We start from the raw sequence: 18,301 nt of genomic DNA, 5'->3' as shown, positions 1-18,301 counted from the left end.
CCCTAACTTAGCACCACGTTGTGCGGGCGTCTAGCTTTGGAGCGGGGAGTAGGGAATGGGTTAAAGCCGGCAATGGAGAATAAGGAATCGGGAATGGCTTTGAAGCGGGCATTTATCCGGATCGACCGATGCGACAGCGCCAGCAAGACCCGGTTGCGAAGAACGGCAGATCAACCGCGCTGCTGCTCTTCCCATTTCCCACTCCCCATTCCCTGCTTCCGGCCTTCAAGCTATCGCGCTATCAATCATCTGGCTGAGCTGGGTTTTGCTGACTGCGCCAATCTGGGTGGCTTCGACCTTGCCGTTCTTGAAGATCATCAGGGTCGGGATGCCACGGACGTTGTAGTTGCGCGGGGTCTGCTGATTGTGGTCGATATTGATCTTGGCCACCTTGAGGCGACCGCCGTAGGTTTCGGCGAGCTCATCGAGAATCGGCGCGATCATCTTGCACGGGCCACACCATTCGGCCCAGAAGTCGACCAGCACGGGTTCGGACGATTGCAGGACTTCGGCGTCGAACTGGTCGTCGCTGACATGGGCGATTTGCTGGCTCACGTGGTATCTCCAATGGGGGGGTGCAGCCATGTCGAGTAAAGCCTGACAGGCTGCCAAGGTCAAGGATTGTGCCGCAATACGAGCGATTGGCAGCCGCTTCGGCTACACTTGCCCGGCTTAACGGCGTGGACTTTGCAATGAGCCTGCGCTCACCATTGAAGTCCATTTCAGCCCAATCGGCTGTCCTGCGCAAGTTGGGGGCGGAATTTTTCCGCACAAGGAGCCTTGGCGGCAGAGATTTTGATTTGCGGGATCGGGTATTTCATCGGGCAGGCATCCGCGGTTAGTGCGCACGCTGTTTTCGTGTGCCCGAGTCCCGACGCTCTTCGCTGAAACCAATCCGCTTTCCCGCAGAAAATTTCTGCCGCCAGGGCTCCTCCACCGCAACCCACGGACGCCGACATCAAGAGATCCCTACTGAATGTCACATTCGCAACCGCTGACCGATACCGTTTTTGAAAGTTTTGACCTGCATCCCAGCCTGCTCGCCGGTCTCAACGACACCGGCTTCATCCGCTGCACACCGATCCAGGCGCTGACCCTGCCAATCGCCCTCAACGGCAGCGACATCGCCGGTCAGGCGCAGACCGGCACCGGCAAGACCGCTGCGTTTCTCGTCGCGGTGCTCAATCGACTGCTGACCAAACCTGCCTTGAACGAGCGCAAGAGCGGCGACCCACGTGCCGTGATCCTCGCCCCGACCCGCGAGTTGGCGATTCAGATCGAGAAGGATTTCCGCAGCATCGGCCGACATACCGGTCTGACCTCGGCCCTCGTCTATGGCGGTGTCGACTACGACAAGCAGCGTGAGATGCTCAAGAACGGTGTTGATATCGTCATTGCCACGCCGGGCCGAATCATCGATTACCTCAAGCAGAACGTGGTTTCGTTTCGTGCGGTCGATGTCTGCGTGCTCGATGAAGCCGATCGCATGTTCGATCTCGGCTTCATCAAGGACATACGCTTTCTCATGCGGCGCATGCCGCCACCCGCACAGCGCCAGGGCATGCTGTTTTCGGCCACGCTGAGCCATCGTGTGCTCGAGCTCGCTTACGATCACATGAACAGTCCGGAGAAAGTCACCGCCGAAACCGAGACCGTGACCGCCGATCGTGTGCGCCAGGTGGTCTATTTCCCGGCGACCGAAGAAAAAATTCCATTGCTGCTGAATTTGCTCGGCAAGCTTGATGAAAATCGCAGCATCATCTTCATCAACACCAAGGCGATGGCTGAACGACTCACGCGAGCGCTCGAGCGCAACGGCCATCGCGTCGCTACGCTATCGGGTGACGTGCCGCAGGCCAAGCGCGAACGCCTGCTTGCACGCTTCCAGAAGGGCGACATCGAACTGCTCGTTGCCACCGATGTGGCCGCACGCGGCCTGCATATCCCGGCCGTGTCGCATGTGTTCAATTTCGACCTGCCACAGGATGCAGAAGATTACGTGCACCGCATTGGCCGCACCGCGCGTCTCGGTGCCGAAGGTGACGCGATCAGTTTCGCTTGCGATCGCTACGCGATGGCGCTTCCGGATATCGAGGCCTATATCGAGCAGAAGATTCCGACCGCACGCGTCGAGCCGGAGTTGCTCGTGGTGCCGCCGCCGCGCGTTCGCGCGAAGCGTGAAATATCGAAGGAAGATGCGGAAGCGAACGCGGCCGACGATTTGCGCAATACCGCTGGCGCGCCGCCGAAAGAGGAGAAGCCCCGTCGTTCCGGTGAGCGCGCTTCCGCTTCGCGCGATGGCAAACGAAGCCGTGGTCCGCGAAAGGAGTACGGTGCCAATTCAAGTGCCCGTCCCGGGCCCAGGCGCGCGCAAGCCGAAACGGTCGCCAATGTGGTGCCTGCTGCGGATTCCGCAGCGTCCACGACGTCTGCGGATCCCGCCAAGAAACGCCGTCGTCGTGGCGGGCGTGGTCGCAAGCGCGGTGATGCGGTTGAGCAGAAGACGACAACGACGGACACCAGCGTCGGAAACGTCCAGACCGAAGGTGGCAGGAGTGAACGCAAGCCTCGTCGTGAGCGCGCTCCACGTCACGAAAAGCCAATGACCGGACCTGCGTCAGAGCCAGCGGCAGCCGCACCGACACACAAGAAGCAGGGTTTCTTCAATCGTGTCGCGAGCTTCTTCGGGCGCCACTGATTGGTAGTTCAAGGTCCAGCCAGGCGTCACGATACGGCGGCAAATGTGCCCCAAAGCGCTCATTTGCTGCATGGAAGCTGCACAATCCCGGCGCGCTTCGCCTTGTCTTTCACTTGCCTGAGCGAATTTCAACAGCCTGCCAGGCTGCGTTGGCGGGTAAACTTCACGCTTCCCTGAACCGGGTTCGATTCGATGTTGAGCCGATTGAGCAAAATCGGATGGAGCGGGGCCGATCGCGATCGCTTGTCGGCACGCTTGGCGATCCTCGCTTTTGCGATTTGCGTCCTGCTGTTGCTGTGGATGCTGGCGCGCACGTTCTGGTTGCTGGTTCCGGGCAGCGAGGGTTTGAATTCAGGGCCTTTGCGAACCGCGAACCTGGCTAGTGCCACACCCGGCGTCTCGGTTTCCAAGTGGCACTTGTTTGGCAACGCGCCGCAGCAAGCGGCGCGGATGCGCAATGCCCCGGCAACGACCCTGAGCCTGAACTTGCGCGGCACGCTTGCCGACGCCGATCCGAAAAGCGGACTCGCGGTGATAGCCGACGCTCAAGGTCTGGAGCGTGCCTGGCGTGTTGGTGAGGAGATCGCTCCCGGCGTGACCCTTGATGAGGTTCATGCCGATCGCGTCGTGTTGATCCACGATGGTGTCGAGGAAGTGCTGGCACTGGCACGCGATGAGGCAAGCGAACGTGTTGCACCGATTCCCTCCAGCCAGCGCGGCGGCAGACAAGCCCGCAATACTTCATCCGGCCCGGCGACCAGCCCTGGTCCGATGCCGGTATTTGTTCCCCCGCAGATTGCGCATGGCGCAGTGGACTGGCAGAAGACGATGAACAAGATCGGCGGCAGTTCGGCCGATCTGGCCAGGAACATGCGCATCGATCCGGTCATCAGCAACGGTCAGATTGCCGGCGTTCGGGTCTCGGCCGCCAATGGAGATTCGGCCTTGATGGCGAAGTTCGGGCTGCGGCCTAGCGATATCGTTACGGCGGTCAATGGCGTGCCGGTCGATTCCGTAGCGCGTGGTCAACAGATCATTGAAAGCCTCGGCAGTGCCAGCAGCGTTCGCGTGACCGTCAATCGGGGTGGCGTACCGACTGATATCACGGTGAAGTTGGAGTGAAGCGGCGAGCGGTTAGCGGAAAGCGGTGAGCGGGACAAAGCGAAACGAGGGTTCGCCACGAACCTGGAGGGAATCCTGAAACATGCAACGGTATTCGAGAACGCGGAATGCCGATGTGCCCGCCGAGTTGCGAAAAATTCACGTTGCCCGTCGGGCTTTGCTACGCTTGCACGTTCTGCCGTTGTGCGGTTGATGGGATCACAGGGGATCTCTCATTCGCCCGCAATCCTTGAGTGAGAATCTGATCTGATGAAGTCTGCTTTTCTGTCTAGAATGTTCTTCATGGCGGCTTGCCTGCTTGCGGCCAGCGCCTATGCGCAGACTCCGCCATCGACGGTCGCAGCCAGCGCCGATGGGCGGCATACGCTGAATCTCAAGGATGCCGATATCCAGGCCTTGATCGCGACGGTTTCCGAGATCACGGGCAAGAACTTCATTCTCGGCCCGAATGTGCAAGGCAAGGTCACGGTGATTTCGGCCAAGCCGATGAAGCCCGACGAAATCTACGATGTGTTCCTGTCGGTGCTGCGTGTTCACGGCTACGCGGCGATCGCCCAGGGCAGCATGATCAAGATCGTCCCCGAGGCGATGGCCCAGCAAGATGGCTCGTCCGCATTGAATGGCGACCGCGTGCACTCAGCTGATGAACTGATCACCCAGATTGTGCCGGTCAAGCATGTCTCGGCGAATGAGTTGATCCAGATCCTGCGTCCGTTGATGCCGCAAGGCGGGCAATTGATTGCGCATGCCCCATCCAACTCGCTGGTGATCTCCGACCGCGCCGGCAATGTCGCGCGCCTGGTCAATATCATCCATCGTATCGACACGGTCTCCGACGCCGAGGTTGAAGTGATTCCGCTGACGCACGCAAACGCTGCCGAAATGGCGCGCACGCTGACCTCGTTGGCCGAAGACAAGGCCACCCAGGTGAGTGCGGATTCGCCGCGTGTTTTCGCCGATACGCGAACAAATTCCATCCTGTTGGCCGGCGCAAAGAATTCACGATTGAAGTTGCGCGCGTTGATCGCGCATCTCGATACGCCGCTTGAGAATGGTGGAGACACGCAGGTGATCTACTTGCGCAATGCCAATGCCAAGGATCTGGTGCCGATTCTGCAAGGGGTCGCCGCAACCCTGACCGGCATTGCGCCACCGACCGCAGTGGCGGCAGGCGAAGCAAGCGGTTCGGGCGGAGCATCGACCGCAACCATCCAGGCCCATGAGCAGACCAATTCGCTCATCATCAGTGCGCCGCCAGCGGTGTTCCGTTCATTGGCATCCGTCGTACGTCAGCTTGATGTCCGTCGCGCCCAGGTATTGATCGAGGCGATCATCGCCGAAGTCGCCGATTCGACCGCCAGCGAGATCGGCGTGCAATGGTTTACCGCGCCGCAGCGCAGTGACGGCACGCTGGGCCAGGGGGTCATCGGCGGCACCAATTTTCCGGGCCCAGGCGGCAACTCCAGTCTGACCGGCCTGGCGACAAATCCGCTGGGCCTGTCCGGGCTCGGCGGCCTCTCGCTCGGTTACATCGATGGCACGATCAAGCTTCCCGGCAGCGATACGCCAATTCTCAACCTCGGCGCTCTCGTCCGCGCCATGCGTGGCGACGGCAAGACCAATATCCTGTCGACACCATCGATCCTGACCCTCGACAACGAGGAAGCCGAGATCAAGGTTGCCCAGGAAGTCCCGTTCCTGACCGGTTCGTACACCAACACCGCAAGCAGCGGTCAGAACGGCCAGGTGACCAACCCGTTCCAGACCATCGAGCGCAAGGATGTTGGTCTGGTTCTCAAGGTTACTCCGCACGTCAACGAAGGCGATGCCGTGCGCATGGAGATCCATCAGGAAGTCTCGTCGCTGGCTCCGCCGGTGACCGGCGCTGTTGATCTGGTCACCAACAAGCGCGAACTGACCACCAGCGTGCTCGTTGCCGACAATTCGCTGCTCGTGCTCGGCGGTCTCATCGATACCAACGTCAGCGACAGCAACAGCAAGGTGCCCGGCCTTGGCAGCATTCCAGTCATCGGCAATTTGTTCCGCTACCGCTCGAACAAGAACGAGAAGCGCGACCTGATGATCTTCCTGCGCCCGAAAATTCTTCGCGACGCGGCAACCGAAGCGGCGGTATCGAGTGAAAAATACAACTACATGCGCACCGAGCAGTTGCGCATGCGTGGCGACAGCGATCCGCTGACTCCGCGCAACGAGCGGCCGCTGCTTCCCGAAGTTCGCGATTTCCTGAGCGATCCCGGCATGGATGCGAACGGCACGCAGACACCGGCGCCCCGGAACCCGCAATGACGGAAGCCGCGCGCGCAGAGAGCCGGCCGGCGCGACCCGGTTTCGGATTCGCGCGTCGCCACGGTGCGACCCTGACCGCCTGGCATGAAGGCTTTGCCGACATTGCCTGTCGCCACGGCGTGCGCCCCGAAGTGCTGGCTGAATTGCGTCGTCATCTCGGCGTTGATCTCAAGCTCACCGCCTACGAGCCACCCGCGTTTGAACGTCTGCTGCGCGATCTCTACGAGCAGGGTGATGATGCGCGCGCAATGGTTTCCGATCTTGACGAACGTCTCGATCTGAAAACCCTCGCCGACGAATTGCCCGAGCCCGAGGATCTGCTCGAAAGCGAGGACGATGCGCCAATCATCCGCCTGATCAATGCGCTGCTGACTGAAGCGGTCAAGGAAGGCGCTTCGGATATCCATATCGAGCCGTTCGAGAGTCGTCTTGTCGTGCGTTTCCGTATCGATGGCGTACTGCGCGAAGTGCTGGCGCCACAGAAAGGCATCGCCAACGCCGTGGTCAGCCGCATCAAGGTCATGGCCAAGCTTGATATTGCTGAAAAGCGTCTGCCCCAGGATGGTCGCATCGGATTGCGCATTGCCGGGCGTCCGGTCGACGTGCGCGTGTCGACCATTCCGGCCGGCCACGGTGAGCGCGTCGTACTGCGTCTGCTCGACAAGCAGGCCGGTCGCCTCGATCTGGTCCAGCTTGGTATGGACACGGCGACCCGCACACGACTCGAAACCATGATCTCGCGCCCGCACGGTATCCTGCTGGTCACCGGTCCGACCGGCTCGGGCAAGACCACCACGCTTTACGGTGCGCTGCTCAAGCTCAACGATTCCTCACGCAACATCATGACCGTCGAGGATCCGATCGAGTATTACATCGACGGCATCGGCCAGACTCAGGTCAACACGCGCGTCGACATGACCTTTGCCCGCGGCTTGCGCGCGATCCTGCGCCAGGATCCCGATGTTGTCATGGTCGGCGAGATTCGTGATCTGGATACCGCCGAAATCGCGGTGCAGGCATCGCTGACCGGCCATCTGGTCCTGTCGACCCTGCACACCAACTCCGCCGTTGGTGCGGTCGCGCGCTTGCGTGACATGGGTGTCGAGCCATTCCTGCTCTCATCGAGCCTGGTCGGTGTACTCGCCCAGCGCCTCGTGCGCGCACTCGATCCGGCCACCCGCGAAAGCTATCAGGCCACCCCCGCCGAACTCGCCGCCTTCGGCCAGCCCGTTGACAGCGTGGTTACCCTGTATCGGCCACGTGCCGAACTCGGCAATCGCCACGCCGGCTACAAGGGCCGCACCGGCGTCTACGAACTGGTCCCGGTCGACGACGCCATGCGCCGCCTGATACACGAAGGCGCCTCCGAAGCCGAACTCGAACGCCATGCCCGCAGCCGCGCCCCAAGCATCCTCGAAGACGGCTGGCAAAAGTGTCTGAGCGGACAGACCACGACAGAAGAAGTATTGCGGGTGACGCGCGAAGACTAAGGGCCGATGTTGGCTTCGGCTCGTCCAGGTGCGATTGCGGTGTGCCCGGCCACTGGCTGGCCGGGCGAAACTGGTTTCGAAATCAAAGTGCCGCTTCAAGCTCCGGGACGATCTTGAACAGGTCGCCGACGAGGCCGAAGTCGGCGACTTCGAAGATTGGGGCTTCGGCGTCCTTGTTGATGGCGACAATGGTGCCGGCGTCCTTGATGCCGGTCAGGTGCTGGATCGCGCCGGAGATGCCGATTGCGAAATACAACTCGGGAGAAATGATCTTGCCGGTCTGGCCGACTTGCAGATCGCTGGGCACATAGCCGGCATCGACCGCGGCGCGCGATGCACCAACAGCCGCACCGAGTTTGTCGGCGAGTTTGTAGATGATCTCGAAGTTCTCCGATGAGCCGAGTGCGCGGCCGCCAGAGACGACCTTGGAGGCTCCTTGCAGGTCCGGGCGGTCACTCTTGCCCTGGGCGAGATCGATGAAGCGCGTGTGCGAGGGCAGGCTGACATCGGCGCTTGCGGCTTCGATCGGAGCTGTTGCCAAACCATTGGCGGCTGCGGGCCAGGATGCGGTGCGAATCGTCGCGATGACGGTACTGTCAGCGGGGGCTTCCACGGTGATGATCGCGTTGCCGGCATAGATCGGGCGCTGGAACGTGTGCGCGGACTCGACGGTCATGATGTCGGATACCTGGGCGACGCCAAGCAGGGCGGCGACGCGCGGCATCAGATCCTTGCCAAACGTGGTCGATGGTGCAAATACATGGCTGTAACCAGAGCCGGCGACGGCGACAATCTGCGGCGCGAAAACCGCGGCCAGTGCGTGTGCATTTTCCGCGCGATCCAGTGTCAGCACCTTGCTGACTCCGTCGATTTTTGCGGCTTCTGCTGCAACGCCTGCGGCATCGGCGGCGAGCACGAGAATATCAATCGCTTCGGGCTTGATCGCGCTGGCTGCACTGACGCAACGCGCGGTGCTGGAATTGAGTTTGCCGTCCAGATGTTCGGCGATGATCAGAATCTTGGACATTAGTGTTCTCCACCCAGGCCGAGTTGTTCAAATTGTTCACTGGAAATATCGGTTATCGCGCAGACGTCGCTGACCCAGCGCATGCCTTGCGACCCCATGCTTTCGCATTCGTCCGCCGGGATCGAATCGAACACGCAGCCGATCTCGTCTTTCCACTCGCCTGGCGAGGGACACATGGCGGGGGTCATCGCACACTCCGACGACAATGCCAGCCAATCACCACCGGCACGTTCGCAACCGGACTTGAAGGCGCGCGTCGCGTCGGCGTTTGCCTCGGCGGCGGGCACTTCGCCGCGATTGATCGCCTCTTCCTTGCGTTGTTGCTTGTCGAGTGCGCTTTCGCAGGCCGCGCAGGTTAGCAAAACGATGATCAGACCCGCATGGAATAGCGGACGCAAATTCATACGAGTCCCTTGCTCTTGAGGGCCGCAACGAGTTCGGCGACATCCTTGACCATGACGCCCTTGCTGCGCTTGGCCGGCGGTTCGTACTTCGTGGTTTTCAAATGGTCGCCCGAATCGACGCCGAGATCGGCGAATGCCATCGTCTCCAGTGGCTTGGACTTGGCCTTCATGATGTCGGGCAGCTTGATGAAGCGCGGCTCGTTGAGGCGCAGGTCGGTGGTCAGCACGGCCGGCAGATCGACTTCGATCGTTTCAAGACCGGCATCGACTTCGCGGGTGACCTTGGCCACCTTGTCATTGATCTCGATTTTCGAGGCGAAGGTCGCCTGTGGACGATCCCACAGCGCGGCCAGCATCTGTCCGGTCTGATTGCAGTCGTCATCGATGGCTTGCTTGCCGAGGATGACCATGCCGGGATCTTCCTTCTCGATCAGCTTGAGCATCGCGCGTGCAGCGGTCAGCGGCTGGATCGCCTCGTCGGTGACGACGTGGATGGCGCGGTTCGCGCCCATGGCCAGACCATTGCGAATATGCGGCTGGGCATTGGCCGGGCCAATCGTGACCACCACGACTTCGCTGGCGACGCCCTTCTCGCGCAGGCGCAAGGCTTCTTCGAGGGCGATGTCATCAAACGGGTTGGCGGACAGCTTGACGCCATCAGTGACCACACCGGTGCCATCCGGCTTGACCTGGATGCGCACGTTGTAGTCGACGACACGCTTGTAACCGACGAGGATTTTCATCGTTGCCAAATTCCTGAACAGGGAAACAGAACTTCCGCATTGTAACGTAGGGCGCCGATTTCCAATCAAACGGTGCGGCATAACGCCCCCGCTGCTGGTTTCAACGGAAAGTATCGAAGCGAAACGGCTACGCGTAGATAGCTTATCCACAGCGGGCGTGGACAGGCCTGTGGACAAGATATGTATGAAGCTTCGCTGGCCCGCATGGTTGCAGGCGCAAACGTCGGATTGATCACTTCCTGCTCAAGCCAGGGCGGCGCGCGCCAAACTCAGATGAGCGCATCCTTGTCAATACGTTTGAGCAGGGTAGCGGCGAAGCGCTTGGCCGAGCCCGGTGCATGGCGGAAGAACAGCGAAGGTTCGGCCAGCTCGAGTTCGAGCAGGGCCGGAGTGCCATCGGTGGCGCGGATCAGATCGACACGGGCGTAGGCGAGTGCGTCATCAAACGGCAGTGCGGCAAGCACTCTTATAGCCAATGCGCGCTCGCTGACATCGGCTTCACGGGGGTCGATCTGTTCGGCGTGGTAGAGGCCGTTGGTTGCGTCTTCGCGGTGCCGCAACATGGGTCCTTTGCGGATCGAGTGGCTGTATTCGCCATCGAAATGGATCAAGGCAGTCTCGCCGGCTTCGTCAACGCGATCCAGATACGGCTGCAGCAAAACGCTGCGACCGGCCTTGAGCAGGCGCTCGATGTGCGCAATGGCTGAATCAGAGTCCTCGCGCGTGTAGCGCTGCGTATCCATTGAACCCGCGCCGATGACCGGCTTGACGACCAGCTCGGCACAGTCGCCATGCTTGTCCAGAAACAACCGCAACTCGGCGGGAACATCCGATCCCGGTTCGACGAACTGACTCGGCACGATGGCGATACCGGCACGCTGAAGTTCGGCCAGGTAATGCTTGTCGGTATTCCAGCGCACGATCTCGAAGCGATTCACGAGCCGGGTCTGCTGGCTGATGCGCTCGGCCCAGATGAGAAATTCGACGTAGCGCGCGGTGTAGTCCCAGCACGAGCGCAACACGGTCAGATCGAATTGCGACCAGTCGATTTTCGCATCGTCCCAATCGACGATCGAAACCTGCGCGCCGCTATCGCGCAATGCGGATTCGAGCGGGGCGAGGTCCTCATCGGTTGCACGTGCGGCCTGAGCGGTGACGAGGGCAACATGGGGCATGGTGATGGCTCCGGAAACGGTTCACCATCGTGCCCGTGCCGCCGGCGTTGCTCAAGTCATGGAATCCCCGGCCGGGTGTGCGCCGAGTGTCGATTCTTGCGTATGCTCTTCAGCAGACTTCGCAGAGGTAATCCGACATGACCCACGGTAGCCATGACTACGTTGACGATCCACGCAATCAGGACATCCTGATCTACGTCAACGGTGCGATGAAGCGGCGCGAGGAGGCAACCGTATCCGTATTCGACTCGGGGTTCATCCTCGGTGATGGCGTCTGGGAGGGCTTGCGCATCGTCGACGGTCAGCCGGCTTTTCTCGATGCGCATCTGGATCGGCTCTATGAGGGGGCCAAGGCAATTGCCATGGATATCGGTCTCGATCGCGAGGCGCTGACCGCCGCGATCTACGCCACGCTTCACGCCAACGACATGCACCACGGCGTGCATGTGCGCCTGATGGTCACGCGCGGACTCAAACGCACGCCATATCAGGATCCGCGCGTGGTCATTGGCCCGGCGACCATCGTGATTATTCCCGAATACAAGAATCCGCTGCCGGAAACCCTGTCGCACGGCCTCAAGTTGTTCACCGTGCATGTGCGCCGTGGCTACCCCGATGTGCAGGATCAGAAACTCAACAGCCACAGCAAGCTCAATTGCGTGACCGCCTGTATCCAGGCCTACACGGCCGGTGCAGACGAAGGCCTCATGCTTGATCCGCATGGTTTTGTCGCGACCTGCAATTCGACCCACTTCTTCATCGCGCGCAAGGGTGAAGTGTGGACTTCGACCGGACAATATTGCCTCGGCGGCATCACCCGCTCGAACGTGTTGGCTGTGTGCCGCGATGCCGGCATTGCGGCGATCGAGAAATCCTTCAGCCTGACCGATGTCTATGGCGCTGACGAAGCCTTCGTCACCGGCACCTTTGCCGGCGTCGTGCCGGTGCGCGAAATCGACGGTCGCGTTATTGGTGATGGCAAGCGTGGGCCAATGGTTGAGCGCATCCAGTCGCTGTACAAGGAGCACGTCGCTCGCGATGTCGCCGCACGCAAGACGCGGACGCTGTCGGCATGAGTGGGGAGTACGGACCGCTGCGTATCGCCATGTGGTCGGGGCCGCGCAATCTCTCCACGGCAATGATGCGTTCGTGGGAAAACCGCGGCGACTGTTTCGTCAGCGACGAGCCTTTCTATGCGCACTACCTCGCTGAAACCGGATTCGTGCATCCAGTCCGTGATGAAGTGATCGCCGATGGCGAGACTGATTGGAAAAACGTCGCGGCGACGATGGTCGGCGAGATTCCCGATGGTCAGCCGATCTGGTACCAGAAGCACATGTGCCAGCACATGCTGGCGCATATCGACCACGACTGGATGAGCGGACTTGCGCATGCCTTTCTGATCCGTGATCCGGCCCAGGTAGTCGCCTCCTACCTGCGTTCGCGCGATACCGTCAGTGCCGAGGAAATCGGCCTGCCGCAGGAAGTGCGATTGTTCGACGAGGTCTGCGATCGCCTGGGCTCGGTGCCACCGGTGATCGACGCCGATGATTTCCTGGTCGACCCTGAGGCTCATCTTCGAGCGCTGTGTGCGCATTTCGACATTCCATTTCGCGAAAGCATGCTGCATTGGCCGGCCGGTCCGCGCGACAGCGACGGTATCTGGGCTCCGCACTGGTATGCCGCGGTCTGGAACTCAACCGGCTTCGAGTCGCCGCGTCCTCGTGATATCAAGCTCAATGGTGAAGGCGCACGCGTGGCGGAAGAGTGTCGGCCGCTTTACGAAAAGCTCTACCGGCATCGACTGCAGGTTTGATCCGAAGTACTGCCGACATGCGAGTGCAAAGGCGAAATCAGACCGAACGAAGTCATGCACGCTGTTCAATTGAGCACTCGCAAGAATTTGAATCCTCGGAATGACGCGGTGAAGCGGGCATCAAAGCGACAACGGCAGTTGCAGATGCTCCACGTAGCTCCGATCGCGATGCTGGATCGTTCAGTGCAAGCTGATTTGCTGTTTCACGGCATGCCGGCTATGCGGCTTCCGCGCATTGCCGGACTCGATTTCGGCCCTCGCGCTTGGCCACATAAAGTGCGTTGTCAGCGCGGATCAAGGCCTCGTCAAACGATTGCCCGGGCAATATCTCACAGGTTCCGGCGCTGATCGTGAAGCGAATTCGTCGACCATCCACCGCTGCGATGTTTGCACGCGAGCTGCTCTCGCGGATCGTTTCTGCCAGTGCCAAAGCGTCCTGCTGATCACCCTCGGGAAGCACGATGCAGAACTCTTCGCCGCCGGTACGGGCCACGAGATGCTTGTCGTCGGATTGCTCGAGCAGCAGGTCGGCCAATACTTTCAGCACACTGTCGCCACTGGCATGGCCGAAACGATCATTGATGCTCTTGAACTGGTCGATGTCGATGAGAATAATGCTGGACGTGCCTCCGGATTCGCTTCGCTGCTGTTCCGAATTTCCGATTGCGCGAAAGAAACCGCGTCGATTGAGCAGGCCGGTGTGCCAGTCAATCATCGCCAGATCCGACGCCCGAGCCGCGAGCAGAGCAAATTGCAATGCGAGACATGCAACCGCCAGCGACAGCATGAACAGCAGCGAGGCCATGCTGAAAAGTGCGCGGTGGTAGGTCGCTTCGAGGCGGGCCGATGTCGGCAGAATCCCGGCGATGCTAGCGTAAGACCAGACGAAAATGAGCAGATAAACAATGACGATGACTCGCAGCCGTCGGCATATCATTGCCACTTCGCTGCGCGGAGGCCGCGTCAGGATGTGCTGCAGAGCAAGCAGGAACAGAGCTTGACCAAATGCGGTGAAGAGAATGCGCAGCCGCGCGTTCGGCCAAAGCAGTTCCCACGCCAGCAGGGCGATCAGCGGGATAACGATCATCAATGTCACCAGCGCAGGGTTTGCCGGTTGTCCTGCAAACCGCCAGAAGCCGAGCAGAAAACACGCGCTGGAGGCACCCATGGCCAGATGGTTGCCCGTGGTGACCACACGCTCCCAGTCGGCTGGAACATCAACAACGAAAAGAAAAAGTGCGACGCCGTTGAGGAGAAGCCCGAGAGCCCAGAATCGAGGGGCATCACCACGTTCCTGCTGGCTTCCAACATGGATCAGCAACCCGGCCAGCATGGCCTGGATCAGCGCGCGGCTGATCGTGATGGTCGGGATATCGAGTGACAGATTCAGGAAATTCACGGTCTCTTCTGACTGGCGTCCGTGCTGTGAGCGTTCAGGCAGTTTACGTACACGGGAACTATGCCATCTTCGCAGCCGTAGTGTTTGCCGCGCCACTTGTTCAGAGGCTTTCAAGGTGAGGGCTCACCAGGATTTCAGTACGCGGAAGCTCTGTGAAAAAGTCATGCCTGTGCATGAGGGTGATCCATGGAAACTGCTCGCTACTTTGTGCGTCGTTGCGGTGGAAAGGTATTGAGCCAGCGTCGTGAGCTCTTTTTCGGAAAACTGACCTGGATCAAGGCGGGAAAAGAATGCTTGCGGCATACTCGACAAGGTGAGTCACGCCTTTTCAGTCCTGAAATTCCCATGATCCAGTCCTCCCAGCTCGACGAAACCCGGATCGCGCATCTGGTTGATTGCTTTTACGACAAGGTCAGCGCCGACCCGCTGCTCGGTGCGGTTTTCAATCCGGTTGTCGAGGATTGGGATGAGCACAAGCGCTTGCTGACCACATTCTGGTGTTCGGTGGCATTACGCGCGGGCACCTACCGCGGCAACCCGATGGCAATGCACCGTCCGCATCCGATTCGGCGTGAGCACTTTGAACGCTGGCTGGCACTGTGGGACGAAACCACACGGGAAGTGCTGGATGCCGAAGCCGCTGCCGTGATGATCGAGTACGCCGGGCGCATTGGTCAGGGTTTGCAACTGGGTCTGGGACTGCTTGCGCAGCCGAAGGGAACGCGCTCACTCGGCATTCCGCTGGTCGCAGCGCCAAGCACCTCGTCGAGCGGGTGGATACCGGAGTCGAAGCGTGCCGATACGGAAGGGCAAGCCTGATGCAGGCGCAGTTCTGGCTGCAGCGCTGGCAGCAAGGCCAGACCGGATTCCATCGCGACGAGGTCATGCCCTTGCTGGAAAAGCACTGGCCGGCATTGTCGGTGCCAGCCGGGAGTCGCGTGTTTGTGCCGCTGGCCGGCAAGTCGAAGGACATGCTCTGGCTGGTCAGTCAGGGATATCGCGTATTGGGCGTTGAATTGTCGCCTCTCGCCGTCGAGCAGTTCTTCGATGAGAACAAGCTTGAGCCCGCGATCCACGATTCGGCTCAGGGTAAACATTTCATCGCCGGTGATATTGAGCTGATCTGCGGTGACATGTTTGATCTCGGAGTGAAGGATCTGTCCGATTGCGTCGCGATCTATGACCGTGCCGCGCTGATCGCACTTCCGCTCGATCTGCGCAAACGCTATGCAAGCCATCTCTCACGCACGTTGCCAGCGCACTGCCGGATGCTGCTGATCGCCCTCGATTATGCGCAAAGCCAGATGGACGGCCCGCCGTTCTCGGTGTCCGCGGAAGAAGTGCAGGCCTTGTACGCCAATCACTGGCAGATCTCGATGCTCGAGCGGCGCGATATTCTTTCCGACGAGCCCCGATTCATTGAGCGCGGCCTGACCGCGTTGCATACCTCGGTCTTTCAGCTTCGGCGCCTTGGGTAAATCGCAGCGGGCGCGCCAAGCGGGCGCGCCAATCCATGTCATCGCGGTATCGTCGTCCACATCGTCAACGACCTTGAGCAGACCCGGCACGGCGATCAACAGCGTCTGTGGCGCCCCGGCCAAGCATTCGGGATCGATCACCCGGCGCATCCCTTCACTCCCTGGATGGATGCGAAGCAGAGCGCATTTCGACGCCGTCCCGGGCCACTTCGACGCTGTCGACAGGCGGCGGAATACATGACTTGTATTGTGCATTCGAATAGAATAGCCGTTTGATTGCCGTGGTGGCTCGACATGTCGATGCGCAATGGATTGGCGCTTGTGCTTGCCTTGTTGATGTTTGTTTATGCCTCGATCAATGCAGCGGCATTGCAAGAGAGCAGCATGGAATGCTGGTTCGTATTCAGCTTGATGGCCTCGAGTGCGCTGGCCTTGAGTCTGCTCACACTCAGGCCGGCAACTTCGATCGCGCTCGTCTCCGCGCTGGTCATGGCCTTGCAATACGCGGCGGTGGCCAAGTTCGAGCAACTTCACGATCCCTTGCTGATTACCGATCTGCTTTATTTCTCAAGCTTCGGAATCTTCGATACCTTGAGCCATTACCCCGATATCGTCCTGATTGTGAAGTACGTGGTACCCGCCTTGTTGGTTGTCTTCGGGCTGCTGCTGTACGCCGATATTCGACTTTGGAAAAGTCGCCGCAAGCCGGTTCGCCGGGTTTTGCAATTGTCCGGGTTTGTCCTCGCTTCGATTCTTGTCGTCACCATTGACTCGGCCCGCGGCCCGTTTGCGAGTGTGGTCGACAAGAGTCTCTGGAGTTCGCTCAGCGACGCCAGCCATCTGGCCAATTTCTTTGTTTCGATACCGAACTCCGGAATTGAGCTGCCGACGTTTCCGGGTGCGCCTGGTGCCGCCGATTCCTGGCCGATGGCAGCCGCCGATTCAAGGATGCCGGAACGTAAACCCGATATCTTCATGGTGCTTGAGGAAAGCACGTTCGATCCACGAACGTTGACCATGTGCGCCATCGACGAGTGCAGGCTACCGGGTTTTTTTTGATGCTGACTCACGTACGGTCGCCTCGGGCCCGCTGCTCGTGCATACCTTTGGCGGAGCCACCTACACCAGCGAGTTCGCCTCGCTGACCGGTTTGCCGCACACGTTGTTTGGAGCGGCAGGACGGTATGCGCCCTACAAGCTGGCTCCACTGATGCAGCACACCTTGCCTGATCGTCTGCGCGAACTGGGCTATCGAACCGTTGCGATCTATCCGATCTACGGCGACTTCCTGAATGCGCGCAATGCCTACACCAGTTATGGATTCGATGCCTTTCACGATGCCATCGAACTCGGTCTGGATTGGAGCAGTCACGATTCGGATGTATTCGCGGCGATGCATCGGGTCCTGGAGCAGGAACGCAAGTACGGCAAACCCTTGCTGGTTTCGGTGCTGACGCTCTACCAGCATGGTCCGCATGGCCAGCCATTGTCGAACTTGCCGGCGCCATGGAGTACGGGTTTGTTTCCGCAACAGCCGGCCGGATTGAATACGGCGATGACGAATTACTTGTATCGTCTGCACGACAGTGCGACCGCCATGCGCACGCTCGAAAAGCAATTGCTGGATCGCCCCGAGCCCACTGTGCTGCTCCATTTCGGCGATCATCAGCCGTCGTTTGATGGCTTGCTGATGCCTCTGCCGCGCACCCATGTCGACAACGGGCCGCCGCAATGGTCGCGCACCTATTACATGCTCAAATCGAACCTCGGAAATGAAGACTCAATGGCGACACCGATTGTCGATGTTCCGGTGCTCGATATCGCCTATCTCCCGGGGCTGCTGCTGCAAGCCTCGGGTCTGCCGCCCGGCTCTTACTTCGATGCCCAAATCGCGTTGCGAAAATCCTGCAATGGTCTATTCACCGACTGTCCCGATCAGACCTTGCTCAGTCACTACTACGATCACGTCTTCAATCATTTGAGTGTCGTGCGATTGCATTGATTGTGGATGGGTGGGATCTTTCAGAGATTCTGGTAATTCGGTCCGCTGCCGCCTTCCGGGGTGACCCAGTTGATGATCTGGTAGGGATCCTTGATGTCGCAGGTTTTGCAGTGGACGCAGTTGGCGGCATTGATCTGCAGACGCTTGCCGGCGGCATCGTCGACCATTTCGTAGACATTGGCCGGGCAAAAGCGCGTGCACGGGTTGTTGTATTCAACAGTGCAGCGGGTCACGCAGATATCGGGGTCGGCGACATGCAGATGGATGGGTTGGTCCTCGTCATGTTCAGTCGCGGCGAAATAGACGCTGGCCAGACGATCGCGCGGCGGCAAGGTACGTGCAGTCCAGTCGCGGTCCGGTGATTCGTATTCGCTGATCTTCTTCAGCGCCGAATGATCGGCGTGATTTTTCAGCGTCCACGGAGACAGTCCGGCGGTGGCCGTTTCCCAGCCCGCATTGGCCAGGCCGAACCACATGCCCTTGTTGAAGCCCGGGCGGATATTGCGCACCTTGCGCAACTCCTTCATGACCACGGATCCGCGCAGTTTCGCATCCCAGCCTTCGGCCTTGCCGGATTCGGCAATGTGTTCGGCGGCGAGCATGCCCGAGCGCATGGCCTGATGGGTGCCCTTGATCTTCG

Annotated in this window: 16 protein-coding genes and 1 pseudogene; 10 read left to right on the top strand and 7 right to left on the bottom strand. The window is 60.0% G+C overall.

Annotated features, from left to right (window positions below; translation table 11 throughout):
* Positions 1 to 225 precede the first annotated feature (225 nt).
* The gene (gene trxA, locus VFN25_RS12220) at positions 226 to 555 is read right to left on the bottom strand and encodes a thioredoxin TrxA (RefSeq protein ID WP_325142278.1); all 330 of its coding nucleotides are present in this window, start codon (positions 553 to 555) and stop codon (positions 226 to 228) included.
* Positions 556 to 976: 421 nt separating this feature from the next.
* Between trxA and VFN25_RS12215 the strand changes: the two genes are divergently transcribed.
* The 4 genes from VFN25_RS12215 (at position 977) to gspE (ending at position 7,617) form a co-directional block, all read left to right on the top strand.
* Positions 977 to 2,698 carry a DEAD/DEAH box helicase gene (locus tag VFN25_RS12215; protein ID WP_325142276.1) on the top strand — a complete coding sequence of 574 codons (1,722 nt, stop codon included), beginning with the start codon at positions 977 to 979 and terminating at the stop codon, positions 2,696 to 2,698.
* Positions 2,699 to 2,902: 204 nt separating this feature from the next.
* On the top strand, positions 2,903 to 3,820 hold the full coding sequence (locus VFN25_RS12210) for a type II secretion system protein N (protein WP_325142274.1): 918 nt from the start codon (positions 2,903 to 2,905) through the stop codon (positions 3,818 to 3,820).
* 249 nt (positions 3,821 to 4,069) lie between these two features.
* The gene (gene gspD, locus VFN25_RS12205) at positions 4,070 to 6,127 is read left to right on the top strand and encodes a type II secretion system secretin GspD (protein ID WP_325142271.1); all 2,058 of its coding nucleotides are present in this window, start codon (positions 4,070 to 4,072) and stop codon (positions 6,125 to 6,127) included.
* Positions 6,124 to 7,617 (top strand): type II secretion system ATPase GspE, encoded by a 1,494-nt coding sequence (gene gspE, locus VFN25_RS12200; RefSeq protein ID WP_325142269.1) that lies wholly within the window; start codon positions 6,124 to 6,126, stop codon positions 7,615 to 7,617. The genes gspD and gspE overlap by 4 nt, the downstream gene beginning before the upstream one ends.
* An 82-nt stretch (positions 7,618 to 7,699) precedes the next feature.
* Here gspE and VFN25_RS12195 read toward each other — a convergent pair whose 3' ends face one another.
* The 4 genes from VFN25_RS12195 to VFN25_RS12180 form a co-directional block, all read right to left on the bottom strand.
* Positions 7,700 to 8,644, bottom strand: a complete 945-nt coding sequence (locus tag VFN25_RS12195; RefSeq protein ID WP_325142267.1) for an electron transfer flavoprotein subunit alpha/FixB family protein — start codon at positions 8,642 to 8,644, stop codon at positions 7,700 to 7,702.
* Positions 8,644 to 9,048, bottom strand: coding sequence for a hypothetical protein (locus tag VFN25_RS12190; protein ID WP_325142265.1), 405 nt, complete (start codon positions 9,046 to 9,048; stop codon positions 8,644 to 8,646). Before VFN25_RS12190 ends, VFN25_RS12195 begins: the two co-directional genes overlap by 1 nt.
* Complete coding sequence (locus tag VFN25_RS12185) at positions 9,045 to 9,791, bottom strand: electron transfer flavoprotein subunit beta/FixA family protein (RefSeq protein WP_325142263.1); 747 nt, start codon at positions 9,789 to 9,791, stop codon at positions 9,045 to 9,047. Before VFN25_RS12185 ends, VFN25_RS12190 begins: the two co-directional genes overlap by 4 nt.
* 269 nt (positions 9,792 to 10,060) lie before the next feature.
* The gene (locus tag VFN25_RS12180) at positions 10,061 to 10,966 is read right to left on the bottom strand and encodes a hypothetical protein (RefSeq protein WP_325142262.1); all 906 of its coding nucleotides are present in this window, start codon (positions 10,964 to 10,966) and stop codon (positions 10,061 to 10,063) included.
* 137 nt (positions 10,967 to 11,103) lie between these two features.
* On the opposite strand from VFN25_RS12180, the gene VFN25_RS12175 reads away from it, so the two are divergent.
* Together VFN25_RS12175 and VFN25_RS12170 are read left to right on the top strand one after the other, a co-directional pair.
* Complete coding sequence (locus tag VFN25_RS12175) at positions 11,104 to 12,042, top strand: aminotransferase class IV (protein WP_325142260.1); 939 nt, start codon at positions 11,104 to 11,106, stop codon at positions 12,040 to 12,042.
* Positions 12,039 to 12,782, top strand: coding sequence for a hypothetical protein (locus VFN25_RS12170; protein WP_325142258.1), 744 nt, complete (start codon positions 12,039 to 12,041; stop codon positions 12,780 to 12,782). Before VFN25_RS12175 ends, VFN25_RS12170 begins: the two co-directional genes overlap by 4 nt.
* Positions 12,783 to 12,999: 217 nt before the next feature.
* Here VFN25_RS12170 and VFN25_RS12165 read toward each other — a convergent pair whose 3' ends face one another.
* Positions 13,000 to 14,181 (bottom strand): GGDEF domain-containing protein, encoded by a 1,182-nt coding sequence (locus VFN25_RS12165; protein WP_325142256.1) that lies wholly within the window; start codon positions 14,179 to 14,181, stop codon positions 13,000 to 13,002.
* Between the two features lie 345 nt (positions 14,182 to 14,526).
* Between VFN25_RS12165 and VFN25_RS12160 the strand changes: the two genes are divergently transcribed.
* The 4 genes and pseudogenes from VFN25_RS12160 to VFN25_RS12145 form a co-directional block, all read left to right on the top strand.
* Entirely contained in the window at positions 14,527 to 15,000 is a 474-nt protein-coding gene (locus VFN25_RS12160; protein ID WP_325142255.1) for a group III truncated hemoglobin, read from the top strand.
* The gene (locus VFN25_RS12155) at positions 15,000 to 15,659 is read left to right on the top strand and encodes a thiopurine S-methyltransferase (RefSeq protein ID WP_325142253.1); all 660 of its coding nucleotides are present in this window, start codon (positions 15,000 to 15,002) and stop codon (positions 15,657 to 15,659) included. The genes VFN25_RS12160 and VFN25_RS12155 overlap by 1 nt, the downstream gene beginning before the upstream one ends.
* A 294-nt stretch (positions 15,660 to 15,953) precedes the next feature.
* Entirely contained in the window at positions 15,954 to 16,718 is a 765-nt protein-coding gene (locus VFN25_RS12150) for a hypothetical protein (protein ID WP_325142251.1), read from the top strand.
* A gap of 25 nt (positions 16,719 to 16,743) precedes the next feature.
* A pseudogene (locus VFN25_RS12145) lies at positions 16,744 to 17,661 on the top strand (sulfatase-like hydrolase/transferase); the annotation flags it as partial.
* 20 nt (positions 17,662 to 17,681) lie between these two features.
* On the opposite strand, the gene VFN25_RS12140 reads toward VFN25_RS12145, so the two are convergent.
* A partial coding sequence (locus VFN25_RS12140; protein ID WP_325142249.1) for a 4Fe-4S dicluster domain-containing protein occupies positions 17,682 to 18,301 on the bottom strand: 620 nt, incomplete at its 5' end.

The organism is Dokdonella sp., from assembly GCF_035703485.1.
Lineage (GTDB): Bacteria > Pseudomonadota > Gammaproteobacteria > Xanthomonadales > Rhodanobacteraceae > Dokdonella.
Note: the sequence above shows the minus strand (reverse complement) of the source record. Positions and strands in the feature narration are given on the sequence as shown.